Here is a 26495-nt window from a genome sequence, read left to right as displayed (position 1 = left end):
TCTCATTTGGCATTAGGGATTGCCGTTTTAATGCTGAGTCTGAGAAAATAGAAAACTTGACTGATTTTTTAATCCGACCTGGAGTAAAACATGTCCTCTCGTAAAGAGCTTGCCAACGCCATCCGCGCACTCAGCATGGACGCCGTACAAAAAGCAAATTCCGGCCACCCGGGTGCACCTATGGGCATGGCGGACATCGCCGAAGTCCTGTGGCGTGACTACCTGAACCACAACCCGACCAACCCGCACTGGGCTGACCGTGACCGCTTCGTCCTCTCCAACGGCCATGGCTCCATGCTGATTTACAGCCTGTTGCACCTCACCGGCTACGACCTGCCGATGAGCGAGCTGGAAAACTTCCGCCAGCTGCACTCCAAAACCCCGGGCCACCCGGAATACGGCTACACCCCGGGCGTGGAAACCACCACCGGCCCACTGGGTCAGGGCATCGCCAACGCCGTCGGTTTCGCCATTGCCGAACGCACCCTGGGCGCGCAGTTCAACCGCCCGGGTCATGACATCGTCGACCACCACACCTACGCCTTTATGGGCGACGGCTGCATGATGGAAGGCATCTCCCACGAAGTCTGTTCGCTGGCCGGTACCCTCAAGCTCGGCAAACTGACCGCGTTCTACGATGACAACGGCATCTCCATCGACGGTCACGTCGAAGGCTGGTTCACCGACAACACCGCCGAGCGCTTTGAAGCCTACGGCTGGCACGTGGTGCGTCACGTTGACGGCCACAACCCGGACGCCATCAAGGCCGCCATTGAAGAAGCCCGCAAGGTCACCGACAAGCCGTCGCTGCTGATGTGCAAAACCGTGATTGGTTTCGGCTCCCCGAACAAGGCCGGTACCCACGACGTGCACGGTGCTGCGCTGGGCGCCGCCGAAGTGGCCGCCACCCGTGAAGCGCTGGGCTGGAAATACGCCGCCTTCGAAATCCCGCAGGACATCTATGCCCAGTGGGATGCCAAAGAAGCCGGCAAGGCCAAAGAAGCGGCCTGGAACGACAAGTTCGCCGCCTACGCGAAAGCCTTCCCTGAACTGGCTGCCGAGTTCAAACGCCGTGTGAACGGTGAACTGCCGGCCAACTGGAAAGCCGAAGCCAAAGCCTTCGTGGAAAAACTTCAGGCCAACCCGGCCAATATCGCCAGCCGCAAGGCCTCGCAGAATGCGCTGGAAACCTTCGGCAAGGTGCTGCCTGAATTCCTCGGCGGCTCCGCTGACCTGGCACCGAGCAACCTGACCATGTGGTCCGGCTCCAAACCGCTCAACGAAGACCTGGCGGGTAACTACATCCACTACGGCGTGCGCGAGTTCGGCATGACCGCCATCACCAACGGCATCGCGCTGCACGGCGGCTTCCTGCCGTACTCGGCGACCTTCCTGATGTTCGTGGAATACGCCCGTAATGCGGTGCGTATGGCGGCGCTGATGAAAATCCGCAACGTGTTCGTCTACACCCATGACTCCATCGGTCTGGGCGAAGACGGCCCGACGCACCAGCCGGTTGAGCAGATGGCCAGCCTGCGTGTGACCCCGAACATGAGCACCTGGCGTCCGTGTGACCAGGTGGAGTCGGCGGTAGCCTGGCAGTACGGCATCGAGCGCAACGACGGCCCGACCACGCTGATTTTCTCCCGTCAGAACCTGACCCAGCAGCCGCGTAGCGCAGAGCAACTGGCCAACGTTTACCGTGGCGGTTATGTGCTGAAGGACTGCGCCGGGACACCGGACGTCATTCTGATTGCCACCGGTTCGGAAGTGGGTATCACCGTGGAAGCGGCAGACCAGCTGACTGCGGCCGGCCGCAAGGTGCGCGTGGTCTCCATGCCGTCTACCGACGCGTTCGACAAGCAGGATGCGGCCTACCGTGAATCCGTGCTGCCGGCGGCGGTTAGCGCACGCGTGGCGGTAGAAGCGGGTATCGCGGACTACTGGTACAAATATGTGGGCCTGAACGGCGCCATCGTGGGCATGACCACCTTTGGCGAGTCAGCCCCGGCAGAGCAGCTGTTCAAAGAGTTTGGCTTCACCGTGGACAACGTGGTGGCCAAGGCGCAGGCACTGCTGAAATAAGCGGTCCTTCGCAAGCTGATAAAAAAACCGGTCATTGACCGGTTTTTTTTATTTCAGGCCATCGTCCCGGCACGGCGCGGTGCGCGCAACCGATCGTAAACCGCCGCCAGCAACAGCACTAACAGCGTCGGCTGCAACCAAACCAATCCCTGATCCGCCAACGGCAGTTGATCGAACCAGGCCGGCAGCAGGCCGCTGAAGCTGGAGGCCTTTATTCCGTCGGCGAGGCCAAGCAGCAGACTGGTGGCGATCACCGGTGTGAACACGCGGTTGGCGCTGCGCCAACGGCTCTGGCTAAAGCTGAGCAATACCAGGGCGATGCACGGAGGATAGATGGCCGTCAGCACCGGAATCGATACGCGGATCAGATTGGCCAGCCCGAGATTGGACACCAGCATGGCGAACGCAGCGAGGAGGACCACCAGTGAACGGTAAGACAGCGGCAGATAGCGGGAGAAGAAATCGGCGCAGGCGCAGGTCATGCCCACCGCAGTCACCAGACAGGCGATGAACATCAGGATGGCCATAAAGACGCTGCCCAAATTGCCGAAGGTGTGCTGTACATAGGCATGCAGGATTGCCGCGCCGTCTTGCCCGTCGGCAACCAGGCCGCCGCTGCCGGCGCCCAGCTTGAACATGCAGATATAAACCAGTGTCAGGCCGATGCCGGCAATCAGGCTGGCCCACAGAGTGTAGCGCATCAATAACCCCCGATCGTTGACGCCGCGCGACCGTGCGGCGGTAACGATAATCGAGCCGAACATCAGCGCCGACAGCGTGTCCATCGTCAGATATCCCTGCACAAAACCGGTGGAGAACGCCGCGTCCTGATAGCTGCCGCTGGCGAGGATGGGCGCGCCGGCGGGCCAAATCAACGCGGCGACGCCCAGTGCGGCCAGCGCGAGGATCTTCAGCGGTGCCAGAATATGGCCGACGTTATCCAGCAGTCGCCCGGGGTACAGCGAGATAATCATTGCCAGCGTGAAGAACAGCAGGCTGTAGATAAACTGCTGCAGGGCGCCGTCGCCGGTAAAAGGTGCGATGCCCAAAGCGAAAGAAACGTTGGCGGTGCGCGGTGTGGCGAACAGCGGGCCGAGCGCCAGATAGCAGAGGGTAGCCAGCAGCAGGCCGGCCCTGCGGCCGATTGGTGCGGTCAACAGGCTGATGCTGCCGCCGACACGCGCCAGCGCAATCACCGCGATCACCGGCAGGACGACGGCGGTGACGATAAAGCCTGCGGCGGCCAGCCACAGATGTTCACCGGACTGCAGGCCCACCATTGGCGGGAAAATGATATTGCCGGCGCCGACAAACAGGGCGAAGGTCATAAAGCCCAGGGCGATAATGTCTTTGGGAGATAAGCGTGTTGTCATAACGGTATTGCTTTGCCTGTGTACGATAAAAACAACCTGGCGCCGATAAACTCAAGGGCAGGCGCGATGGGCAAACGGGCACCCATAAAAATTTCGGCATGCAGGATATGATATTTTGCCGAGAAAAGCCTGAGTTACGCTGCGATGAATCAGCTCAAAGCTGGAAATAAACCGGTTGCCGGGCAGCAGGGAATAAACCGCAACCGGTTGAAAACGGTACAGACAAATTTATTGATGTCCTGATTCAGCCTGGCGCGCGGGGCTACGCTGACGCCATCGATAATGTAGGCCTTAAAGCGCATTATCGCCTGGAATACCGTGTTTAACTGCAGGTCGTCGTTGATGCCGCGGAAGTGGCGAATTTGCCCCGAATCATGGCGGATAAAGTCTTCCTCGACCGACAGCACAAAAGGCTGGAATTCCAGTCTCTCTATGCGGTCATTATCAAAGTTAAAGCAGAATCGGCCGTTTCTCGATTTGCGAAAGGGCAGCGTGGGATCGTCCGCCAGGTTATTGCTGACCTGTGTCAGTTTGGTAAAGTCTTCGGGCTGAGCGCCAAGAGTCAATAAAATGTCCTTCATGGTATCACCGGGAATAAACACAGAGCGCTTTTCCTGGTATTCCTTCTTTATAGCGTCAAGCTGAGATAGCTGTTGCATTGCTCTATTGCTCTATTGCTCTATTGCTCTATTGCCTCTTGGATTAGGATAAACTGACAGTTATAAAACCTTGCTGCCGATCTCTTCGCCAAAATAGACCTGCAATTTATACGCCGGCTTTAATGCATTCTCGTTATATTCCACAGAGATGATTTCGCCGATGCGCATATCCAGCCTTAAGTATGAAGGGTATAAATAAAAATGAATTATAAGGCAGGTTAATTATATGGTTTTCGATTTAATTATTAGCGTATCGGGCATGTTTTGTTTTTATCGAGGTCAATATTCGTGAGGTAAAATCTATTAAGCTAATGTTAAATTAGTTAGTATGCTTCGTAGTGAACCACCAACAGCATTATTCAGGTATTTTTATGGTAATTACCGGCAAGGAAAGCTTCTATCGGCGCAAATCCATTATTGCGCCGTTTTTCCTGATACTAATCTGGTCGACCGGGTTTATAGCCGCCCGCGCGGTGGCGGATCATGCCGATCCCAATCTCTTTCTGACCTTTCGCTTCCTGATCGCCGCCGCGGTTTTTGCCCTGCTGGCCGCCAACTGCGCCTGGCCTAAAGGGCGGCAGTTCATCATGCACCTGCTTACCGGCATGCTGATGAACGGCGTTTATCTCGCCGCCAGTTGGTGGGCGGTGGCGAACGGCCTGGCGGCCGGCGTAATGTCATTGATCGGCGGCCTGCAGCCGCTGTTCACGGCGCTGATTTTTGCTTTGGTGCTGCGCAAGCCGATAGGCCTGCGTTCCTGGACGGGGCTGGCGATCGGTTTTATCGGCGTGGCGTTGGTGCTGTCACCGCGGCTGACCGGCATCGACGTCGGTAACATGGCGCTGCTGCCCATTCTGCTGGGTTTTGGCAGCATCGTTGCGCTGACGATTGGCATCATGGTGCAGAAGTCTTCGCTGGCGGCGGCGGATCTCCGGGCCGCAGGAGCTATTCAGCATCTTGGCGCGGCATTGGTCACCGGCGTTTTGGCGGCGGTGATGGGATCGGGAGAATGGGATAATTCGCCAACGCTGTGGTTCTCGCTGCTGTGGTCGGCCGGGATATTGTCGCTGGGCGGTACCGCGTTGTTTATCTGGATGGTGCGGCATGGCGATCTGACGCGCATTACCGCGCTGATGCTGCTGGTGCCGCCGGCTGCCGCGTTGCAGGCTTATTTCCTGTTTGGCGAAGCGCTGTCGTTGGTGCAACTGGCGGGGTTTTGCCTGACATTGCTCGGCGTGGCTATCGTACAGAAGATCCGCCTGCTGCGGCGTTCCAAACTGATGCAATAACACCGGTTATTTCGTCCTTGGTTTAAAAACCGGGATGACCATGGATTTTTTTGACTGAAAAACGTCCAACCTCACAAAACCAAAAGATAAAAAATCAACGGCGTTGCTTAAGAACACTTATTAACTATATGTTAATTTTTAGTTTCTTAAATGTAACCAGGAGTTGATTATGTTGACAAGAATCGGCGCGTCGGTAGTGGCGATGGCTGTACTGGGCGCGGTGCCTGCTTACGCTGAATTCCCGGCAGGCTATCCAGCCGACTATCAAAAAATTGTGGATGGCGCGAAGAAAGAGGGCAAGGTGGTGGTGTACTCCACCACGGATACCAAGGCCGCCGGGCCGCTGATCCAGGGGTTCGAAGCGTTGTATCCTGGCGTTAAGGTCGAATACAACGACATGAACAGCACCGAGCTGTACAACCGCTATATCAGCGAACAGGCGGCGGGAGGCACCAGCGGCGACGTGGTGTGGAGCTCGTCGATGGATACCGCGCTGAAACTGGCGACCGACTATGCACAGGAATACGCTTCGCCGGAACAGGGCCAACTGCCCAAGTGGGCGGTCTGGAAAGATAAAGCCTACGGTACCACCTACGAACCGGTGGTCTTCATCTATAACAAACGCCTGATCCCGCAGGGCGATGTACCGGATTCTCACGCCGCGCTGGCCAAGTTGATCGCCAGCCAGACCGACAAGTTCAAAAAGAAAGTCACCACCTATGACATTGAAAAGTCAGGGTTGGGCTTCATGCTGTCGGTGCAGGACTTCAAGGCCGACCCGAACTATTTCGCCACCCTGGCTGACGTCGCCAAAGGGGGGCTGGCGGTGCAATCTTCTACCGGCACCATGATGGAAAGGGTGTCATCCGGGGAGAACCTGATTGGTTTCAACATCCTGGGTTCTTACGCCGAAGCACGAGCCAAAACCGACCCTTCCCTCGGCATCTCTTATCCGAAGGATTACACCCTGGTGCTGTCGCGCGTGTCCTTTATCAGCAAAGAGGCTGCCAACGGCAATGCGGCAAAACTGTGGCTTAACTACGTGCTGTCGGAAAAGGGCCAGAGCATTCTCGCCAACCAGGCCGATATTCCGTCTATTCGTAATGACATTGAAGGCAAAAACGACATCGACGGCATGACCAAAATGCTCGGCAAAGCGCTCAAACCGATCCCGGTGGATGAAAGCCTGCTGGAGTACCTGCAGCCGGCCAAACGCCTGGATTACATCAAGCAATGGCGTACCGCCGCCGCGAAATAACACAGGATCCGGACGCGCGTCTGCCATTGTGGCGCGCGCCCTTTGGTCGTCGTCGTTTACAACCATCGGGATATATTTATGGAAGCATGGCGCAGAAAGTGGCAAAGCCTGCCGCGCGGCTTGGTGGTGTTGATAACCGCACTGGTTATCTACGTGCCGCTGTCGTTTATCGTGATTCAAAGTTTCCTCTCCGCTCCCTTTTTCTCCCCCTCCAAGGTGTTCAGCCTGGAGGCGTTCCAGTTTATCTTTACCGATCCGGACTTCTACAAGGCGCTGAAAAGCGGGTTTATTCTGGCTTTCGGCCTGGTGGTGATCGCCATTCCGCTGGGGGGCATTCTGGCCTTTTTGATGGTCAGAACCGACTTGCCCGGTCGGCGCTTTATTGAACCGCTGATCCTGGTGCCGATCTTTGTCTCGCCGATGGTCTTGGGTTTTGGCTACGTGGTGGCCGCCGGGCCAGTGGGCTTCTTCTCGCTGTGGGCGGAGTCGCTGCTGGGGTTCGTACCCTGGAATATCTATTCGATGGCCAGCATCGTGGTGATTGCCGGGCTGACGCACGTGCCACACGCCTATCTTTATATTTCCTCGGCCTTGCGCAGCGTCGGTTCCGACGTGGAGGAAGCCGCACGCACGGCGGGTGCCTCGCCTTTGCAGGTGATGACGGCGGTCAGTTTGCCGATGGTGCGACCGTCCATTTTGTATGCTGGGGTACTGCTGTTTTTCCTTGGGCTGGAAGTGTTTGGCCTGATGTTGGTGCTGGGCGATCCGGAAGGCAACCTGGTGCTGGCGACTTACCTGTATCAACTGACCAATAAGCTGGGCACGCCGTCTTACCATCTGATGGCGGCGGTGGCGGTGGTGCTGATCTGCATCACCATTCCGTTGGTGATGTTGCAACGCCGTCTGATGCGCACCGCTAACCGCTTCGTTACCGTCAAGGGCAAGGCGTCGCAGGCGCGGGCGCTGCCGCTGGGGAAATGGCGTTGGGTCGCCGGTGCGGTGGTGGTGTTCTGGCTGACGGTGACCATCGGCGTACCGCTGGTGGGGGTGGTGCTGCGCGCCTTTATTTCCAACTGGGGCGTGGGTGTTTCCATTTGGGACGAACTGTCGCTCAATACTTTCCGCACCATCTGGCAGCAACCCAACCTGCTGCGGGCGATCGTCAACTCGATGGCGATTGGGGTATTCGGCGGCGCGCTGGCGGTGGTTTGCTATCTGTTTATCGGCATTGCCATGCACCGCAAACCCGACGGGGCTACCCGTTTCCTCGATTACAGCGTGCTGGTGCCACGAGCGGTGCCGGGCCTGCTGGCGGGGCTGGCGTTCCTGTGGGTGTTCCTGTTCCTGCCGATGTGGCTGGACAAGTCATTGAAAGAGGGCTGGCTGTCGGCGCTGCCGGTGGCCGAGTGGCTGCGGGAGAACCTGATCGTCTGGCTGCGTTCCTTGCGCAGCACCATCTTCAGCGTCTGGCTGGCGTACACCGTGGTGTGGATGGCCTATGGCCTGCGGCTGATCTCTTCGACGCTGCTGCAGGTCGGCCCAGAGCTGGAGGAGGCGGCGCGCAGTGCCGGCGCGACCCGGGGGCAGATCACCCGTCACGTCACCATTCCGCTGTCGCGCTACGGCCTGATTGGTTCGTGGCTGCTGATGTTCCTGATTTTCGAACGTGAGTATTCCACCGGGGTGTATCTGTTGTCTCCGGGCACCGAAACCATAGGTTCGATGCTGGTTTCCCTGTGGGCGGCGGGCGCCATCGATATCGTTGCGGCACTCTCGTTCATTAACATCCTGCTGGTGGTGTTGGGGCTGGGTATTGCCCTGCGCTTTGGAGTGAAATTACATGATTGAACTTTCGGTAGAAAACCTGCATTTAACCTACGGCGACAACCCGGTGTTGAAGGGTGTCTCGATGGATTTAAAGCGCGGCGAGGTGGTTTCGCTGTTGGGGCCGTCGGGCAGTGGTAAAACCACGCTGTTGCGGGCGGTTGCCGGGCTGGAGAAACCGACCCAGGGCCGCATTATCATTGGCAGCAATACCGTGTACAACGGCAGCGCGCGCAGTGAAATTCCGGCGGAGGAGCGCAACCTGGGGTTGGTGTTTCAGTCCTATGCCCTGTGGCCACATAAAACAGTGTTTGAAAACGTCGCCTATCCGCTGAAATTACGCAAAGTCGCCGCAGCGGAAATCAACCAGCGGGTGCAGGGCGTGCTCGACCAGCTTGGTCTGGGGCATTTGGGCCAGCGTCATCCGCATCAGTTGTCCGGTGGCCAGCAACAGCGCGTGGCGATTGGGCGGGCGCTGGTGTACAACCCGCCGGTTATCCTGCTCGATGAGCCGTTATCTAACCTCGACGCCAAGCTGCGCGAAGAGGCGCGGGTGTTCCTGCGTGAGCTGATCATCAAACTGGGGCTTTCGGCGCTGATGGTGACTCACGATCAGAACGAGGCAATGGCGATCTCCGATCGCATCCTGTTGCTCAACAACGGAAAAATCGAGCAGCAGGGTACGCCGCAGGAAATGTACGGTTCGCCGTCGACCCTGTTTACCGCCGAGTTTATGGGCAGTAATAATCGCCTGCACGGCAAGGTTACCGAAGTGAGTGAGGGCAAAGCGCGTATTGAAGGCAAAGACTGGGCGCTGTGGGGCATGGCGGGGGCAGGGGTAAAAGCCGGCGAAGAGGCCACGGCGGTGATCCGCGTGGAGCGCGTGCGCCTGGGAGATGATGCGCAGGGCAATCAGCTTGAGCTGCCGTTGCTGACCAGCATGTACCTCGGCGACCGTTGGGAATACCTGTTCCGCACCGTCGCCGAGGATTTCGTGGTGCGCGCTTATGGCACCGAAGTACGAGGTCAGACACTGTGCCGGCTCTCCCTGCCGCCCGAGCACCTGTGGATTTTTCCTAAAGTTTAAGGCGGAAAACGTCGTTTTTGTTAAAAAATCTGGCGCAAGGCCAAGGATTGGCCAGGAAAAAGTGTGCGCTAGATCATCTTATTCCCGCAAAGTGTCGTTCGGTTGTCAGGCAGACTGTCGCATCTGTTCCTTTTGGTAAAACTTTGGTTTATGCTCAGCTGAAGCGTTTCAGTTGTGGCTGTTTTCAACTGAAATGCCGGAGTGAAGCCGGTGAAACCACTGCCGGGTCGAAGGAATAATGCAATGCGACGATTCACAGCGGGTGGTGCGCTAAAGTACTCTATGCGGGTTATCCAGATAACCCAGTCAGCGCCCTCTCGACAACGGTGAGTACGCCCGGTGAGGGAAGGCCCTTTTTCAGGAGCAGCATGACAATCCGCATAGCGATAAACGGCTTTGGCCGCATTGGCCGCAGCGTTTTACGCGCACTGTATGAATCGGGACGAAGAGCGGAGATTTCCGTGGTGGCGATCAACGAATTGGCAAACGCCGAGGGGATGGCCCACCTGCTGAAATACGACTCCAGCCATGGCCGCTTTGCCTGGGATGTTCGCCAGGAATGCGACATGCTGACCGTCGGGGACGACACCATTCGCTTGCTGCATCAGCCGGCGGTGGAACAGCTTCCCTGGGGAGAGTTGGGTGTCGACGTGGTACTGGACTGCAGCGGTGTGTACGGCAGCCGGGCAGATGGCGAAGCCCATCTGGCGGCGGGGGCGAAAAAAGTGTTGTTCGCCCACCCAGGCGGTAACGATCTGGACGCCACCATCGTGTTCGGCGTCAACCATCAGACGCTGCTGGCAGAACACCGCATTGTTTCCAATGCGTCATGCACCACCAACTGCATTATTCCGGTGATTAAGCTGCTGGACGATGCCTACAGCATCGAATCGGGCACCCTGACCACCATTCACTCTTCGATGAACGATCAGCCGGTGATAGACGCCTATCATCAGGATTTGCGGCGTACCCGTGCGGCGAGCCAGTCGATTATTCCGGTCGACACCAAGCTGGCCGCGGGCATCACCCGTATTTTTCCGCAGTTTTGCGATCGTTTCGAAGCGATTTCCGTGCGCGTGCCGACCATCAACGTGACGGCCATCGATCTCAGCGTCAGCGTCAGTTCGGCGGTGAAGGTGACAGAGGTCAACCAGCTGCTGCAAATGGCCGCACGGGGATCATTTCGTGGTATAGTTGACTATACGGAACTACCATTAGTCTCGATCGATTTTAACCATGACCCGCATAGCGCTATCGTCGACGGTACGCAGACCCGGGTCAGCGGTCAGCACCTGATCAAGACCTTGGTCTGGTGTGATAATGAATGGGGCTTTGCCAACCGGATGTTGGATACAACACGGGCAATGGCCGCAAGCGGTTTCTAGTACGGCGGCATCGGCACGACCGATGCGCCGCTCAGGCAACTTTATAGTTTCTAGAGAATCAACCAAGAGGGTTCACCATGTCTGTAATTAACATGTCCGATCTGGATCTGGCCGGTAAACGCGTTCTGATCCGCTCCGATCTGAACGTTCCAGTGAAAGACGGTAAAGTGACTTCCGATGCACGTATCCGTGCCTCCCTGCCGACTATTGAAGCTGCGCTGAAACAAGGCGCCCGCGTGATGGTAACTTCCCACCTGGGTCGTCCTACCGAAGGCGAGTACAACGAAGAATTCTCCCTGCTGCCTGTTGTTAACTATCTGAAAGAACACCTGAAAAACCCGGTTCGTCTGGCTAAAGACTACCTGGAAGGTGTTGACGTTGCAGAAGGTGAACTGGTAGTGCTGGAAAACGTCCGTTTCAACAAGGGCGAGAAAAAAGACGACGAAACCCTGTCCAAAAAATATGCGGCGCTGTGCGACGTGTATGTGATGGACGCCTTCGGTACGGCACACCGTGCGCAGGCTTCCACCCACGGCGTGGGCAAGTTTGCACCTGTCGCCTGTGCTGGCCCGCTGCTGTCTGCAGAACTGGAAGCCCTGGGCAAAGCGCTGAAAAGCCCGGCTCGCCCGATGGTTGCCGTGGTTGGCGGTTCTAAGGTTTCGACTAAATTCGATGTGCTGAACTCGCTGGTGAAAATCGCCGATACGGTGATCGTGGGCGGCGGTATCGCCAACACCTTCGTGGCTATCGATAACAACGTCGGTAAATCTCTGTACGAACCTGACTTCGTCGATGCAGCGAGAAAACTGCGTGACGAGTTTAAAATTCCGGTTCCTACCGATTCTCGCGTAGGTACGGAGTTCTCTGAAACTGCACCTGCCACCTTGAAAAAAGTCAGTGAAGTCAACGATGATGAAGAGATCATGGACTTCGGTGACGAAACCGCGCTGGCTATGGCCAAGTTGCTCAAAGAAGCCAAAACCATTCTGTGGAATGGTCCGGTTGGCGTATTCGAGTTCCCTAACTTCCGTAAGGGTACCGAAATTGTCGCGCGCGCTATCGCAGACAGCGAGGCATTCTCTATCGCTGGTGGTGGTGATACGCTGGCGGCTATCGATCTGTTCGGTATCGAGGATAAGATTTCCTACATCTCTACCGGCGGCGGCGCCTTCCTGGAATTCGTGGAAGGCAAAGCGTTACCGGCAGTTGTGATGCTGGAAGAGCGCGCTAAGCAGTAATTCAGACAACGGGAGACGAAAGTCGCCCGTTTATTTTATACCGCGCGGCATAGGCGGCGCGGCATGAAAAATCGATTTACATCCATCTACGGCCGACGAAACAGGACAAAGTAACATGTCTAAAATTTTTGATTTCGTAAAACCGGGTGTCATCACTGGTGATGACGTTCAGAAAGTATTCGCAGTAGCTAAAGAGAACAACTTTGCTCTGCCAGCAGTTAACTGTGTGGGTACCGACTCTATCAACGCCGTGCTGGAAACAGCCGCGAAGGTACGCGCTCCGGTTATCGTTCAGTTCTCCAACGGCGGTGCCGCGTTTATCGCCGGCAAAGGCGTGAAGACTGACGTTCCACAGGGTGCAGCAATTCTGGGCGCGATTTCTGGTGCACACCACGTTCATCAGATGGCTGAGCATTACGGCGTGCCGGTTATTCTGCACACCGACCACTGCGCGAAGAAATTGCTGCCATGGCTGGACGGCCTGTTGGACGCTGGCGAGAAGCATTTCGCCGCTACCGGCAAACCATTGTTCTCTTCCCACATGATCGACCTGTCTGAAGAGTCCCTGGAAGAAAACATCGAAATTTGCAGCAAATACCTGACTCGCATGGCGAAAATCGGTATGACCCTGGAAATCGAACTGGGCTGCACCGGCGGTGAAGAAGATGGCGTGGACAACAGCCATATGGACGCATCCTCCCTGTACACTCAGCCAGAAGACGTGGCTTACGCATACGAAAAACTCAATGCGATCAGCCCACGCTTCACTATCGCGGCGTCCTTTGGTAACGTGCACGGCGTTTATAAGCCAGGCAACGTGAAACTGACCCCGACCATCCTGCGTGATTCTCAGGACTATGTTTCCAAGAAATATAACCTGCCGCACAACAGCCTGAACTTCGTGTTCCACGGCGGTTCCGGTTCTAGCGATGCAGAGATCAAAGAGTCCGTAGGTTACGGCGTGATCAAAATGAACATCGATACCGATACCCAATGGGCAACCTGGGACGGCATCCTGCAGTACTACAAAAAGAACGAAGGCTATCTGCAAGGCCAACTGGGTAACCCAGAAGGTGCTGACAAGCCGAACAAGAAATACTACGACCCACGCGTATGGCTGCGTTCAGCCCAGACTTCGATGATTACTCGTCTGGAACAGGCTTTCAAAGATCTGAACGCAGTAGACGTTCTGTAATCTCGGTTAGCTGTTAGCTCTACATGAAGGCTCCCCTCGGGGAGCCTTTTTTGTTTTTAACTCAGTAGGCTGGCGCCGACGTTGATCGACAACCCGAGGATGATCAGGTTGAAGACAAAGGAAATCACCGATTGCAGCAGGGCGATTTTGCGCACCTCGGCCGCGCCGACCGCCACGTCGGCGGTTTGCGAAGCGACGGCAATGGTGAAAGAAAAATAGGCGAAGTCCCAATAGGTCGGTTCTTTGAGGTCACCGGGAAACAACAGTGGCAGAGGATCTTGCTGCGCGCCCTGACGATAAAATTGATGGGCATAGTGCATGGTGAACGCGGTGGGCAGCAGCAGCCAGGACACCACCAGCGTGGCACCGGTCAGCGCCAGATGCAGTGTTTTCAGCGAGTCGCTGACCTGCCTGGTGGTACTGAGCTCAAACAGAATCGACAGAATGCTCACCATGCAGCCAATGCTGACCAGCGCCAGCACTTTACTGGCGCTTTCATCCTGCGTGCGCGCGAGTTGGCGGATATGCTTCGGCGTGCTGACCAGCATCAACCGCCACAGAAACAGCAGGTAGCACCAGGCCAGCAGGTTCCAGCCGAGCATCAGGCGTTGCAATTGACCGAGCCTGTCCGGCAGCAGCAGGTAGCACAGGATGCCCGCAGCCACGGAAAGCAGCAGCCTGGGGCGAACCCGCCAATAGTGTTGAATCGACGATGGCATCTGCATGACGAGCGAAGTTCCTTATCGTTAAAAAGGCGATAGCGCTATGTTCAGCATAGAGGAAGTTCGGCGATTTTTACCGCTTACGGTTGGCATGCTGCGGGAATGTTAGTTAACCTAGGGCGGTGGTTTCCGACTGACGCCAGATGTCAGTTTTTTTGCGAGTTTATCCCCTTAGGGAAAAGTTAGGACGACACGAATGAAAGATCTGAATGTAGTAGACGGCATTAATGGTGCCGGTAACTGGCTGGTGCAGAACCAGGATTTATTGATTCAGTATGCGGTGAACATCGTCGCGGCGATTGTTATTTTCATCATTGGTTCGATCATTGCCCGAGTAGTCAGCAATGCGGTAAACCGCGTGATGAAGCTGCGCGGCATTGATGCCACGGTAGCCGATTTCCTGTCGGCCATGGCGCGTTACGGCATTTTGGCCTTCACCTTTATTGCAGTGCTGGGGCGCGTTGGCGTACAGACTACCTCGGTGATCGCCGTGCTGGGTGCCGCAGGTTTGGCCGTCGGCCTGGCGCTGCAGGGCTCGCTGTCCAACTTCGCCGCAGGCGTGCTGCTGGTGGCCTTCCGTCCACTGCGTGCCGGTGAGTATGTCGATCTGGGCGGCGTAGCCGGTACCGTCGACCAGGTGCAGATTTTCTCCACCACGTTGCGCACCGCAGACAACAAAACCATCGTGGTACCGAACGGTAAAATCATCGCCGGCAACATCATCAACTATTCCCGCGAGCCGAACCGCCGTGTGGATATCGTGGTTGGCGTGGCTTATAACGCCGACATCGATGTGGTGAAAAAGGTACTGGGCGATGTGATCGCCGCTGACAAGCGCATCATGCACGCCAAAGGCGTGACCGTGCGTCTGAACGAGATGGCGCCTTCTTCACTGAACTTCGTGACCCGCTCCTGGACCACCAATGCCGAGTATTGGAACGTGTACTTCGATCTGATGGAGAACTTCAAGCGCGCGCTGGATGCCAACAACATCGGTATTCCGTTCCCGCAGATGGACGTTCATCTGTATCGCAACGATGCGACCACCGCGAAAGCGGAATAACGGAAAGGGGCCTTGGCCCCTTTTTTATTTGTTCAGTTGGGCAACGCAGGGTCATGCGCAGATGCCCGGCGGCTCAAACTGAGCCGGTAGAGCAGGAAGATGGCGGCAGAACCCACCAACACCGGTAGCGCCAGCCAGATAAAGAACGTCTCCGGGGAACCGGCAGCGGCAATCATCCAGGCACCGAGCATGGAGCCGACAATGGAGCCGAAGCGGCCACTCGCCATCGCCCAGCTTACCCCGGTGACGCGAGCCGCAGTGGGGTAGATAGTGGCGGAAACCAAATTCAAACCGTTCTGTGCGCCTGCCACACCGAAGCCGACAAGGAACACGGTGGCGGCCAGCGTGTAGACATCCCCCATCAGATAGCCGGTAGCGCCGACAACCAGCGCGGCACCCAGGTAGGATAGGGCCAGCACCCGGTAAGGCCCGACGCGGTCCATCAGCAGCGCCATCAGGATTGCACCGAGAGTCCCGCCCAGAGGCAGCATCGCGCCAATGCGTGATGCGTGAACGATATCGTAACCGGCGTCCTTGAGAATGCTCGGCAGCCAACTGGTGAGCTGGTAAAACACGAACAGCGAGCAGAAGAACGCGGCCCACAGCAGCAGGGTCCGCACTGCGCGGCCTTCGGTGAACAGATGGGTCATCGGCGACCGCGCCTGCGTTGGGCGCTCGTCATCGAGGATCGTTACGCCAGCCCAGCTTTTGCCAGTGATACGCTCAACCACCTGGCGCAGGCCAGCGGCATGTTTCGGGCTGGAGGCCATAAAGCGTACCGATTCGGGCATCTGCCAGGCCAGCAACGGCAGCAGCAATAACGGCGCCATGCCGCCCAACATCAGCACGCCGCGCCAGCCGAACACCGGAATAATCTGCCCGGCCAGCAGGCCGCCCAGGGCCAGACCGGCGGTGAAACCGCTCCAGCTCAGGGTGACCATGATCATCCGCCGACGTGCCGGGGAGTACTCTGAACTGAGGGTGATGCAGGTGGGCATCGCGCCCCCCAAACCAATGCCGGTAATTAACCGCAGCAGGGTCAGCGACTCAATGGAATGGGTATAGGCCGAGGCCAAAGTCCCCCCGCCAAAAATCAGTATCGAAACCAGCAGTACCCGTTTGCGGCCAATGGCATCGGCGACCGGACCGAAGATCAGACTGCCGAGCAGCAGACCGAACAACCCGGCACCAAAGGCGGGGGATAACTGCGCAGGCAGCAGATCCCACTCTTCGCGCAGCGCGGGGGCGATATAGCCAATGATGGCGGTATCAAAACCGTCCAGCAGGACGATTAGAAAACACAGGCTGAGGATCAGGATCTGGTAAGGCGAGACCTTGGCGTTGTCGATAATCTCACTGATACGAGCGGTGTTTTGGCTCATGATAGTTCCACTAAATTGGGCTGGTGTGGAGCTGGCTGGAGGGCAGAATAGGCGTCAGGTTCCGGCTGAAACGGGCCTGATCCAAAGCCGCTTTGGCTGGCATGGCGTAGAAACCCGAGTATACACCAGAGCCAAGGGCTTGCAGCGATGTTACGGGGGAAGCCGATGATCTTTTGCGGGTTTCACGCAGGGGAAGCAGGAGGCGCTAATTATAGATACTTTCGCTTTCAGAACGGGCTGGCGTGATGGGCTTTGATTGGCTCTTCGGTCATGGGATGAACAAAATGCAGCTCACTGGCGTGCAGCATCAGCCGCGGGGTCCGTTCGGTGCCGGGCAGCAGGAGACCGCCATACAGGTCACAGCCCAAAATAGGGTGGCCCAATTGCTGACAGTGGATGCGCAGTTGATGAGTACGCCCGGTTTCCGGGGTTAGCTGCACCCGCGTCAATGGCAGTGACGTTCCGTCTGCCAACTCATGATAAAAGCGCTCAATGACCTGATAGCCGGAGCGAGCGGGCTTGCCGTGGATGGCGCAAATCGACATCAGCGGGAACAACGCCGGATCTTTGGCAATCGCTGCGTCTATCACCCCTTCGTTATCGGCCAGATGCCCGCACAGCAGTGCGCTGTACACTTTGGTCACGGTACGCTGGCTGAACTGCTGGCAGAGGGCGGCATTGATAGCCTTATTGCGGGCAATCACCATCAACCCGGAAGTGCCGAAATCCAGGCGGTGGATCAACGTGCAGCCGGGGAACTGCTGTACCAGCCGATGATGCACTGAATCGAGATTTTGCGGATTTTTCCCCGACAGGCTGAGCAACCCGCTGGGCTTATTGATCAGCACCAGACTTTCGTCCTGATAGAGGATCTCGATCTGCTCATGGCACGGCGGGGCAATAAAGGTATCGATAATCTTGGACATCAGGCTACCCGGAGGGAGAGTGGGTGCGGATGATAACGAATTTTAAACCGGCTGACGAATTACGATCGCCTGGCAACAGGGCGGGGGAAAAACCGAGAAGGCTGATTTCCATGCCAGCTAACTTTATTTTCACCAGATGCCTCAAAGCATCCGGTGAAAACTTTTGATACTGGAACTGAGGCCCGCCAACCCTATTTATTGCCCGTAATAAGCATTCTTGCCGTGTTTGCGCAGGTAGTGTTTATCCAGCAGCGCGGGCTGCATGCTGCTGATGCCCGGCGTCAACTGGCGCGAGAAAATCCCCATATAGGCAATTTCTTCCAGCACTACCGCGTTGTGTACCGCGCTGTGCGCGTCCTTGCCCCAGGCGAAGGGGCCGTGTGAATTGACCAGCACCGCCGGAATGGCGTTCGGGCTGATACCGCGTCGGTGGAAGGTGTCGATAATCACCTTGCCGGTCTCCAGTTCGTAATCTTGCGCAATTTCGTCCTCGGTCATCAGCCGGGTGCAGGGAATGGCACCGTAGAAATAATCGGCGTGGGTAGTGCCCCAGGCGGGGATGTCCAGCCCGGCCTGCGCCCAGATGGTGGCGTGGCGCGAATGGGTGTGTACGATGCCGCCGATATCGGCAAATTCACGGTACAGCGCCAGATGGGTGGCGGTGTCCGAGGAGGGCTTTTTGCTGCCCTCGACGGTTTGGCCACTGGCGAGGCTGACCACCACCATGTCCTCGGCCACCATGTGTTCATATTCCACGCCGGAAGGCTTGATCACCACCAGCCCGCGTTCGCGATCCACCGCGCTGACGTTGCCCCAGGTGAAAGTCACCAGGTTATGGCGCGGCAGGTCGAGGTTGGCTTCCAGTACCTGTTGTTTCAGCTGCGACAGCGTTAGCATGTCATACCCCCTTGTTGCATTTTTTGTTCGATCCAGCGGCGTGCCTGTACGATTTCTGCCACCGGCTCTTCGGCTTTCTCGGTCCACATCTCGATCAGGAAAGCGCCGCGATAGTTAAGCTGTTTCAGCGTGCGGAATAGCGCGACGAAGTCGACGCAGCCTTCGCCAAAGGGCACGTCGCGGAACTGCCCTGGCGAGCTTTCGGTGACCGGATAGGTGTCTTTCAGATGGATGGCGGCGATGCGGTCAATGCCCAGCGCCAGTTCCTGCGCCACGTCATTGCCCCAGGCGCTGAGGTTGCCGACGTCCGGATAGACCGTGAACCACGGCGATGCCAGGCAGGTATCCCATGCCTTCCACTTGCTGATTGAGTTCATAAAAGCGGTGTCCATGATCTCCACCGCCAGCATCACCTGGGCGGCGGCGGCGCGTTCGACCGCCCATTGCATGCCCTCGGTGAAGCGGGCGAGGGTGCTTTCGTCCTGCTGTTCGTAATAGACGTCATAACCGGCGAGCTGGATGGTACGGATACCTACGTCCTTCGCCAGTTGGATCGCCTGTTCCATCACCTCGAAGGCGCGTTGGCGCAGCGCATCGTCATGGCTGCCGAACGGAAAGCGGCGGTGGCCGGACAGGCACATTGATGGGATGCTGATGCCGGTTTCCAGCATGGCGCTGACTAGCGACAGCCGCTGTTCTTTGCTCCAGCTCAGGCGTGCCAGCCGTTCGTCACTTTCATCCACCGACATTTCGACAAAATCAAAACCGCAGGCCTTGGCCAGCGCCAGACGCTCGGGCCAGGTCAGGTGTTTCGGTAGGGCTTTTTCATAAATTCCCAATGGGTGCTGGCGCATATCAACTTCTCCAGATGTCATCAATGGCGGTGCGGAACTGACCGGCGGCGGTCAGCGGATCGGCAGCTTCTGCCAACGCCCGGCCGACGATAAAAGCGGTAACGGCGATGTCCTTAAACAGCGGTAAATCGGTCGGGGTGATGCCGCCAGTGACCGACAGCTCAATGCCCAGATCCGACAACGCTTTCATCAGATCCAAATCCTGTCGGCCCCAGGTTTGTCCGCTGGCCTGGGCGTCGCGGCCACGGTGGTAGATCGCCTGGCGGATGCCAAGCTCGCGCCACTGCCGGGCATCGTCCAGCGTCCAGCGGCCGAACAGCTCAATCTGGATCTCGCCCTGGTGCTGTTGCGCCACCTCCAGCGCGCTGGCCATGGTGGCTAACGGCGCGGCGCAGATCACCGTCATCCAGTTGGCACCGTGGTTGAAGGCCTGCTGCGCCAGCGTGCCACCGGCATCGGCCACTTTCAGGTCGGCCACCAGCGTATGTTGTGGGCAGCGTTCACGCAGCGCGCTCACCGCCTGGATACCGGCGCTGATGCATAAAATGGTGCCGGCCTCGATAATGTCGACGTGCGGCTGCAGGCGTTCTGCCGTTTGCAGGGCGGCGTCCAGCCGGGTGTGATCGAGCGCCAGTTGCAGACGCGGTTTGTTGCTCATAGGGCCTCCTTCTGGATGGATTGCAGCGTGGCTACCAGCGCCTGATAACATTGATATTTTTTACCGTAAGCCTCTGCTGCTGCTGCGTCCGGCAGCACCCGTTCGATGCGCGGTGCCAGCGCTCGCTGGGCGGCAGTGAAATCGCTGAATACGCCGCTGCCGACCATTGCCGCCATGGCTGCACCCAGGCAGCCGGTTTCTTCCACCTGCGGCAGTTCCACCGGCAGGCCGCTGACGTCGGCGAACATTTGCATCCAGGGGGCGGATTTGGCCGGACCGCCGGTGACGCGCAGCGCGGTAGCCGCAGGGAAGCGTTGCCGCATGCGGTTGAGGTGGGTCATATGGCAGAACACCACGCCTTCATAAATCGCCTGTACCAAATGCTCGCGCTGGTGGAAGGCCTGCATACCATGGAAGCTGGCGCTCAGGCCCAACCCGGCGTTGGAGCCGTACAGGAAGGGAACAAACAGCAGGCTGCTGTCGGCCTTCGGCAGCGTTGCTACCCAGTCGTTGAGCTGGGCGTAGTCCTGCAGCCCCCATTGTCGGCAGAACCACTCCAGGTTGGCGGCAGAGGTTGGGCTGGCTTCGTGCACAATGTATTTGCCGGCTTCGGCGTGGCGACCATAAACAAACGGGTGGTCGAAACCGTCGGTGATTTTGTCGGTAATGCCGCTGGTAACCGACCAGGTGCCCATCACTGCGTTGAGCCGCGTTTCGTCGTGTAACCCGGCGCACAGCGCGGTGGACACCACATCGAACAGCCCGCCGACCACTGGCGTACCTGCCAATAGCCCGGTTGCCTTTGCAGCGGCGGCGTTGATCCGTCCGGCGATTTCGGCCGAACCGACAATCGGCGGCAGGGTGGGCATGATGTCGCCAATGCCCAGCAGCTGTGCCAGCGCCGGGTCATAGCGACCCTCGGCCATTTGGTAAAGATTGGATTCGGAGATATTGGTTTCTTCACAGGCCAACTCGCCGGTCAGGCAGTAGCGCAGATAATCGTGGGCCATCAGCACGCTGCCAATCTGGCGATAACGTTCCGGCTGATGCTGCCGAACCCAGCGCAGCAGCGACACCGGGTGGCCGGTCCACAGCGTTTGCCGGGTCTGCGGATACAGCGTCTGCGGCACGCCCTGTTTTTGCCATTCCTGCACCAGCGCCAGTGCGCGCTGGTCAGAAGACAGCATGGCATTGCCCAGTGGCTGCCCTTGCTGGTCCAGCAGAAACGCCCCTTTGCCCTGCGCCGAGATGCCGACGGCCTGAATATCACCGACAGCAATCTTGTTGCGGGTCAGCAACTCGCGGATCACCTCGGCAGCGGTGTGCCATAGCGCAGGCATATCCCGCTCCGCCCAACCCGGTTGGGGCGAGACAATTTCCAGGTTGCGGCGAGCGATGCCCAGCTCAGCCCCCTGACGGTCATACAGCCCGGCTTTGATAAAGGTGCCGCCGCAGTCCAACCCCAACCAATAGTCCATTATTCGGCCCTCGCGCTTTGGTCGCATTTGTTCGGCAGCATCAGCGCCAGCACCGAGGCAATGGCCAGTGATACCGCCAGGCTATAAACGCCGACGTCCTTGCTGAACAGGCTGATCAATACGCCGACCATATAAGGGCCGCAGAAACCGCCCAGGTTGCCCAGCGCGTTGATCACGCCGCGTGCCCCACCTGCCACTTCGGCATTGAACAGTTTGGGAGGAATGGTCCAGAACACCCCGGCGGCGGCCTGGATGAATACCCCGCAGCCGACCAGCGCCGCGTAGGACCACCAGATGTGATCTTTCAACAGTACCGACAGCGCCATGCAGATGGCGAAGCAGGCCAGCGGCAGCGCGACGAAGATTTTGCGTTTTCCGGTACGATCGGAGAGTGAGGAAATCACCAGCATGCCGAAGATGGCACCGATGTAGGGCAGAATAGCCAGTATGCCGACCTGTTCCATGTTGCCGTTGGTCAGCCCCTTGAGGATGGTCGGCAGCCACAGGGTGTAGCCGTAAATCCCGGTCTGGTAGAAGAAGTTCACCAGGATCAGCTGCCACATGATCTTGTCGCCCAACACCCGGCGCAGCGAGGCGTTGCGCACCGTTTTGCCTTTGATCAGCAGTTGTTCGTCATGCAGCGTTTTGATCAGGTAGTCTTTTTCCGCTGCTGAAATCCACTTGGCCTCCTGCGGACGGTTGCTGATGGTGAAGTACCACAGCACCATCACCACCAGCGACAGCGCGCCCTCCACCAGAAACAGCATACGCCAGTCCCAGACGGTGATGATCCAGCCGGACAGCGGGGCGGTGAGAATACCGGCTATCGGCACGAACATAATGACGATGGCGTTGGCACGGCCGCGTTCCTTGTCCGGGAACCAGTTGCTGATCATGGTCAGCACCACCGGCAGCATGCCGCCCTCGGAAACGCCCAGGGCAAAGCGCAGGAACAACAGTTGATACTGGTTACTGACCAGCCCGGTCAGCACCGAAATAATCGCCCAAGCCAGCAGCGACCAACCGATGAATTTCTTGCCGTTGCCGTACACCGCCAACTTGCCGCCGGGTACCTGCAGGAACAGATAACCGATAAAGAAGATGCCGCCGGCCAAACCGGCCATCGAGGCGGTAATACCCAGCTCGGCATCCATACCACCGGGCATGGCGAAGGCGATATTCACCCGGTCCATATAGGAAATGATGCAGGTAATCAGGATCGGCGGTACGATCCGCAGCCAGCGTAATTTGGGGATCGCCTGGTTTTGAGTGACAGAAACAGAGGCAATATTCATATATACACCTGTAGGGTCAGATTTTATTGTTTTGGTGGTTTAAGGCGCAGGGGCGCCCACACCCGCCCGTAGGCTGATGATTTTTATCTTTGATTCCTTTGCTGTCGGTCAGGCGCTAAATAATGCCAGCGGTATTTTCACCACTACTTTGCGAATATCGCAGGGTTGTTGATGAATACAGGCCGGGCGATGAACATCCGGCGGGAAAAATACCGCAAAATTACCGGGCTGCATGGTTAACCAGGATTCATCCGCGACGTCCTGATAAAAAATAATGTCGCGCTGCGCCAGTAATTCCTGATGGATCGGGTTATCGCCACGATCCGCCGCCACGCCGATCAATTCGCTGCCGCTGACCAGAAACTGCACATCAACATTTTGACGGTGCACTTCGGGCCGCAGATCGCTCGGTTGCTGGGTGTGCAGATCCAGCACCTGTACTACATAGCCGGTAGCGGGATCCTGATAACGTCCGGCGGGCAGGGCGCTGAAATCCGTGCCTTGCAAATAGGCGATGGCGTGAGCCACCGGTGCCGGGTAGTGCTCCGGTGAGGTATTGGCGATATGGCCAAAGATCATGGTGTTTCTCCTGTTACAGCGCCTGAATGCGCGCCCAGATGCGCTCATCCACCGGAATGCCGTCACGCATGTTTTCTGCATGAATGCGTGGGAATTTATGGCCCGGCAGGCGGATAGCCACCTCCGGGTTATCGCGTTCGGCGCTGGTGATGTAGTCCATGATGCGCTGCAGTTTTGCATCGCGAGTGGCACCGTCGATCAAGCGTTCGATCTCAATGGCGATAAACACCTGCGACACGCCGTACTCGTCACTGTTGTCCTCGGTGACTTCCGCGACTGAAGATCCGCCGGAAAGCAGGGTGGCGATCATATCCAGCACTACCGACAGCGCCGATCCTTTCCAGTAGCCCATCGGAAGAATGCGACGGTTCTCTTCAATGGTGGCCGGATCGCGCGTCAATTGCCCGTCGTTGTCAAAGCCGCCGTCCACTGGCAGGGTTTTGCCCGCCAGCCGGTTCAGCTCCAACGCGCCATAGGAGAACATCGACATCGACATATCTACCATGGTGATTGGGTTACCCGGCACCGCGACGATCAATGGATTGGTGCCGATGCGGCACTCTTTGGCCCCCCAGGGCGGCATCACTGCTGCTGAGTTGGTCCAGCAAATACCGATATAGCCTTTCTCAGCCGCTTGCCAGCCGTAGCCGCCGCCGCGCATCCAGTGGTTGGCATTACGCAGGGCCACCAGCCCGATACCGTGGCCGTCGGCTAACTGCATGGCGCGATCCATCATCTTGCGGGCGGTGAGGTTACCTATGCCCTGATGGGCGTCCCATTGCTCAATTGCACCCAGCGACAGCAGCTTGCTGGGTTCGGCGTCCGGCACAATATCGCCAGCGTCCAACTGCTGAATAAAACGTGGGAAACGGTTAACGCCGTGGGAGTAAACGCCGCTGGCGGAGGTATCGGCGAACATACCGGCACAGTCATCGGCGGTGCCTTCCGCCACGCCACGCGCCAATAGCACGCGTTTGAATTGCTGCTTTAGATCGGTGTAACTCACTCTCATCCTGATTCTCCGCTACGGCGTATTTGTTTGTTTTATGCTCTTCGTATTTCAATATACGGAATTGCATTTCAAATAAATGCTATACCTGCGGTTAAACGAAGTCAAAGCGACGGAGGAGAAAGTTATTTATATAAAACAGTGTGTTAAATTAATCTGATGAATTTGTGATCGACAACACGTTTTGGGGTGTTGACGTGCTTCAGACGTGGCAAAGCAGAGCGGAACAGGCCCGCTCTGCCAACATCATTTTTCCCCGTTATCCGCGAGTATTCAGCACCATGCGGTATAACGAGGTGGTGGCGGTAATGTACAACTCATTGCCGTCCGGCCCGCCGAAGGTGCAGTTAGAGACGCGTTCCGGCACCTCAATCTTACCTAGCTGTTTTCCCTGGCTGTTGAAGATCAGTACCCCATCGGCACAGCTGCAAAACAGGTTACCGATCTCATCAACACAAAAGCCGTCCGGGAAGCCGGGTGCCACGCTGACGAAACGCCGACCGGCATCCAGTTCACGCCCATTGACCTGATACACCCGCAGTTCACTGCGGCCGAGGGTCGGGAAATCGACGATCGACATGTCCGCCACATATAACAGTGACTCATCCGGTGAGAACGCCAGGCCGTTTGGCCGCTGCAGGTCACTGGCGGCAATGTTCAGCGAGCCGTCGCGCGGATCAAAACAGTAGAGGTAGCAGCCGATGATCTGGCTTTCCGATTTGTAGCCTTCTTCATCCCCGGTGATGCCATAGGGTGGGTCGGTAAACCAAAGGGTGCCATCGGAGCGAACCACCAGGTCATTAGGGGAGTTGAAGCGCTTGCCGTCTACCCGATCGACCAGCATTTGCATCTCACCGTTGCTTTCGGTGCGGCTGATGCCGCGCCGCCCGTGTTCGCAGCTGATCACCCGGCCTTCGGTATCGCGCGCATTGCCGTTGGCATAGTGCGACGGGGAGCGCCACAGGCTGAGTTCTCCCTGTCGCGACCAGTGGAACATGCGGTTGCCTTTCACGTCGCTGAACACCACCGCATCCTGCAGCGGCAGCCACACCGGCCCCTCGGCCCAAATGGCCGGTGAGCACAGGCGTTCAAGCGGGTGACCTGTCATCAGTGGGTTCATGCTGCCTCCGCTTACTTCACGCCCCAAATGGCTTTGTAGTGGCCCTGATAATCATTTTGCGGGTCATACCGATTGCTGCTGCCACCGTCGGCAGTGATATTGTCGCGGGTCACCAGGTGCGCCGGGGTGACGTAGCCGGAAGGCGGCTGTTTGGCGAAGGCGCGGTTAAACTCATCCAGCAGTTGCCAGCCGTGCAGTTTAAGCGGTTCCGGTACCGTAGCCGATTGGCTGCCCCCAGAGCGGATGCGTTGATAGGCGGAAATAGAGCCGTCGCCGGCCGAGATGCTGTAGGGCGCATTGTTGCCGCCTTTGCCCGCGGTTTTCAGCGCCGGGGCCATAAAATCAAAATACAGATCGTTAATGGCCAGCGCGTACTGGAACTGGTCACCGTATTTTTGCAGCAGGCTGAAAGTCATGGCCGGCATGCGGTTGGCGGTATCCGCCAGCGGGGTGTCGATAAACTCGACCACCTTGCAGCCACTGCATTTGCCGATTTCCTCTTTCATCACGTTGGCCTTGTCCAGCGCGATTTGGTACAGCGAATCGGTAAAGATCAACACGTTGGCCTTGCCGCCGGACTGCACCACCGCATACTGGGCGGCGATGCGTGCCACGTCATTGGAGTCGGAGGTGACATTGTAAAACACGTTGTATTTGGCGATTGGCCCCGGCTCAGGCACCGCATGCCAGGCGGTCAGCACAATGCCTTGCTGGATGGCTTTTTTCAGCGGGATCTTGGCTACGTTCGGGTTCCAGCCGCCGATCACGATACCGTCCGGCTTCTGGGCAATCGCCTGGTTCAGTGACGCCAATTGATCTTTCACCGAGCCGCCGCCATCCAGGGTTTCCAATTTCCAGCCGGCCGCTTTCGCCGCTTCACTCAGCCCTTCCTGCACGCCCTGCACGCCGCCGTTTTTCATGTCCGAAGCGATAAAGATGATTTTCTTGTTGGCCTGTAACTTTGGCCCGCTGGTGGGGCCATCCCACTGGGTCACGCTGGCGGTGGCCTTGGTGACCGCCGCCGTGGCCTGGTCGAGATAGGCATCGGCCCAGGCGGATGAGGCGGTGCCGGCCAGCAGCAGGGTGGTGGGCAATATCCAAAGATGTTTCATTCGGTGA

General features: G+C 57.7%; 23 protein-coding genes. 9 read left to right on the top strand and 14 right to left on the bottom strand.

The annotated features are described in order from the left end of the window. The first annotated feature begins 90 nt into the window (after window positions 1-90). Window positions 91-2085, top strand: a complete 1995-nt coding sequence (gene tkt, locus ACNT1W_RS22180; protein ID WP_115183864.1) for a transketolase — start codon at window positions 91-93, stop codon at window positions 2083-2085. A gap of 53 nt (window positions 2086-2138) precedes the next feature. Here the strand turns inward: tkt and brnQ are convergent, their stop codons facing one another. Both brnQ and ACNT1W_RS22170 read right to left on the bottom strand, forming a co-directional pair. Beyond that, window positions 2139-3458 (bottom strand): branched-chain amino acid transport system II carrier protein, encoded by a 1320-nt coding sequence (brnQ, locus tag ACNT1W_RS22175; RefSeq protein ID WP_129937815.1) that lies wholly within the window; start codon window positions 3456-3458, stop codon window positions 2139-2141. Between the two features lie 149 nt (window positions 3459-3607). Further along, window positions 3608-4117, bottom strand: coding sequence for a 2OG-Fe dioxygenase family protein (locus ACNT1W_RS22170; protein WP_419246145.1), 510 nt, complete (start codon window positions 4115-4117; stop codon window positions 3608-3610). A 371-nt stretch (window positions 4118-4488) separates the two neighbouring features. Between ACNT1W_RS22170 and ACNT1W_RS22165 the strand changes: the two genes are divergently transcribed. The 7 genes from ACNT1W_RS22165 to fbaA all read left to right on the top strand — a co-directional run bounded on the left by ACNT1W_RS22165 (window position 4489) and on the right by fbaA (window position 13393). Continuing rightward, the gene (locus ACNT1W_RS22165; protein ID WP_017893899.1) at window positions 4489-5406 is read left to right on the top strand and encodes a DMT family transporter; all 918 of its coding nucleotides are present in this window, start codon (window positions 4489-4491) and stop codon (window positions 5404-5406) included. A 202-nt stretch (window positions 5407-5608) separates the two neighbouring features. Then, entirely contained in the window at window positions 5609-6664 is a 1056-nt protein-coding gene (locus ACNT1W_RS22160) for an ABC transporter substrate-binding protein (protein WP_375190131.1), read from the top strand. 78 nt (window positions 6665-6742) lie between these two features. Further along, window positions 6743-8512: an ABC transporter permease gene (locus ACNT1W_RS22155; RefSeq protein WP_017893897.1), complete on the top strand. Its 1770-nt coding sequence runs from the start codon at window positions 6743-6745 to the stop codon at window positions 8510-8512. Continuing rightward, entirely contained in the window at window positions 8505-9575 is a 1071-nt protein-coding gene (locus tag ACNT1W_RS22150) for an ABC transporter ATP-binding protein (RefSeq protein WP_012146649.1), read from the top strand. Before ACNT1W_RS22155 ends, ACNT1W_RS22150 begins: the two co-directional genes overlap by 8 nt. A 368-nt stretch (window positions 9576-9943) precedes the next feature. Next, window positions 9944-10960: an erythrose-4-phosphate dehydrogenase gene (gene epd, locus ACNT1W_RS22145; RefSeq protein WP_012146648.1), complete on the top strand. Its 1017-nt coding sequence runs from the start codon at window positions 9944-9946 to the stop codon at window positions 10958-10960. Between the two features lie 77 nt (window positions 10961-11037). After that, window positions 11038-12198: a phosphoglycerate kinase gene (pgk, locus tag ACNT1W_RS22140; RefSeq protein WP_012146647.1), complete on the top strand. Its 1161-nt coding sequence runs from the start codon at window positions 11038-11040 to the stop codon at window positions 12196-12198. Window positions 12199-12313: 115 nt separating this feature from the next. Then, window positions 12314-13393, top strand: a complete 1080-nt coding sequence (fbaA, locus tag ACNT1W_RS22135; RefSeq protein ID WP_012146646.1) for a class II fructose-bisphosphate aldolase — start codon at window positions 12314-12316, stop codon at window positions 13391-13393. A gap of 56 nt (window positions 13394-13449) precedes the next feature. Here fbaA and ACNT1W_RS22130 read toward each other — a convergent pair whose 3' ends face one another. Further along, a complete protein-coding gene (locus tag ACNT1W_RS22130) occupies window positions 13450-14118 on the bottom strand; it encodes a DUF1345 domain-containing protein (RefSeq protein WP_012146645.1) in 669 nt (222 codons plus the stop codon). Between the two features lie 193 nt (window positions 14119-14311). Here ACNT1W_RS22130 and mscS point away from each other — a divergent pair, with 193 nt between their 5' ends. Beyond that, entirely contained in the window at window positions 14312-15178 is an 867-nt protein-coding gene (gene mscS / locus ACNT1W_RS22125; RefSeq protein WP_017893892.1) for a small-conductance mechanosensitive channel MscS, read from the top strand. A gap of 32 nt (window positions 15179-15210) precedes the next feature. Here the strand turns inward: mscS and ACNT1W_RS22120 are convergent, their stop codons facing one another. The 11 genes from ACNT1W_RS22120 to ACNT1W_RS22070 form a co-directional block, all read right to left on the bottom strand. Continuing rightward, complete coding sequence (locus ACNT1W_RS22120; protein WP_419246144.1) at window positions 15211-16560, bottom strand: MFS transporter; 1350 nt, start codon at window positions 16558-16560, stop codon at window positions 15211-15213. A gap of 227 nt (window positions 16561-16787) precedes the next feature. Next, on the bottom strand, window positions 16788-17486 hold the full coding sequence (locus ACNT1W_RS22115) for an RluA family pseudouridine synthase (RefSeq protein WP_419246143.1): 699 nt from the start codon (window positions 17484-17486) through the stop codon (window positions 16788-16790). A 195-nt stretch (window positions 17487-17681) separates the two neighbouring features. Next, window positions 17682-18383, bottom strand: a complete 702-nt coding sequence (araD, locus tag ACNT1W_RS22110; protein WP_012146641.1) for an L-ribulose-5-phosphate 4-epimerase — start codon at window positions 18381-18383, stop codon at window positions 17682-17684. Continuing rightward, complete coding sequence (locus tag ACNT1W_RS22105; RefSeq protein ID WP_012146640.1) at window positions 18377-19237, bottom strand: L-ribulose-5-phosphate 3-epimerase; 861 nt, start codon at window positions 19235-19237, stop codon at window positions 18377-18379. The genes araD and ACNT1W_RS22105 overlap by 7 nt, the downstream gene beginning before the upstream one ends. 1 nt (window position 19238) lies before the next feature. After that, window positions 19239-19895 carry a 3-keto-L-gulonate-6-phosphate decarboxylase UlaD gene (ulaD, locus tag ACNT1W_RS22100; RefSeq protein WP_419246142.1) on the bottom strand — a complete coding sequence of 219 codons (657 nt, stop codon included), beginning with the start codon at window positions 19893-19895 and terminating at the stop codon, window positions 19239-19241. Then, entirely contained in the window at window positions 19892-21373 is a 1482-nt protein-coding gene (locus ACNT1W_RS22095) for an FGGY-family carbohydrate kinase (RefSeq protein ID WP_411228056.1), read from the bottom strand. The genes ulaD and ACNT1W_RS22095 overlap by 4 nt, the downstream gene beginning before the upstream one ends. Further along, on the bottom strand, window positions 21373-22668 hold the full coding sequence (locus ACNT1W_RS22090; protein ID WP_012146637.1) for an MFS transporter: 1296 nt from the start codon (window positions 22666-22668) through the stop codon (window positions 21373-21375). Before ACNT1W_RS22090 ends, ACNT1W_RS22095 begins: the two co-directional genes overlap by 1 nt. Window positions 22669-22776: 108 nt before the next feature. Further along, the gene (locus tag ACNT1W_RS22085; protein ID WP_259191632.1) at window positions 22777-23247 is read right to left on the bottom strand and encodes a YhcH/YjgK/YiaL family protein; all 471 of its coding nucleotides are present in this window, start codon (window positions 23245-23247) and stop codon (window positions 22777-22779) included. A gap of 13 nt (window positions 23248-23260) precedes the next feature. Then, on the bottom strand, window positions 23261-24259 hold the full coding sequence (gene yiaK, locus ACNT1W_RS22080) for a 3-dehydro-L-gulonate 2-dehydrogenase (RefSeq protein ID WP_012146635.1): 999 nt from the start codon (window positions 24257-24259) through the stop codon (window positions 23261-23263). Window positions 24260-24515: 256 nt separating this feature from the next. Beyond that, window positions 24516-25376 carry an SMP-30/gluconolactonase/LRE family protein gene (locus tag ACNT1W_RS22075; RefSeq protein WP_115183871.1) on the bottom strand — a complete coding sequence of 287 codons (861 nt, stop codon included), beginning with the start codon at window positions 25374-25376 and terminating at the stop codon, window positions 24516-24518. A gap of 11 nt (window positions 25377-25387) precedes the next feature. Next, a complete protein-coding gene (locus ACNT1W_RS22070; protein ID WP_419246141.1) occupies window positions 25388-26488 on the bottom strand; it encodes a substrate-binding domain-containing protein in 1101 nt (366 codons plus the stop codon). Window positions 26489-26495 lie beyond the last annotated feature (7 nt).

Origin of the sequence: Serratia sp. NFX21 (genome assembly GCF_048517035.1) — a bacterium.
Taxonomy (GTDB): Bacteria; Pseudomonadota; Gammaproteobacteria; order Enterobacterales; family Enterobacteriaceae; genus Serratia; species Serratia quinivorans.
The sequence above is the reverse complement of the archived record's forward strand: the minus strand, read 5'-3'. Positions and strand labels throughout refer to the sequence as shown.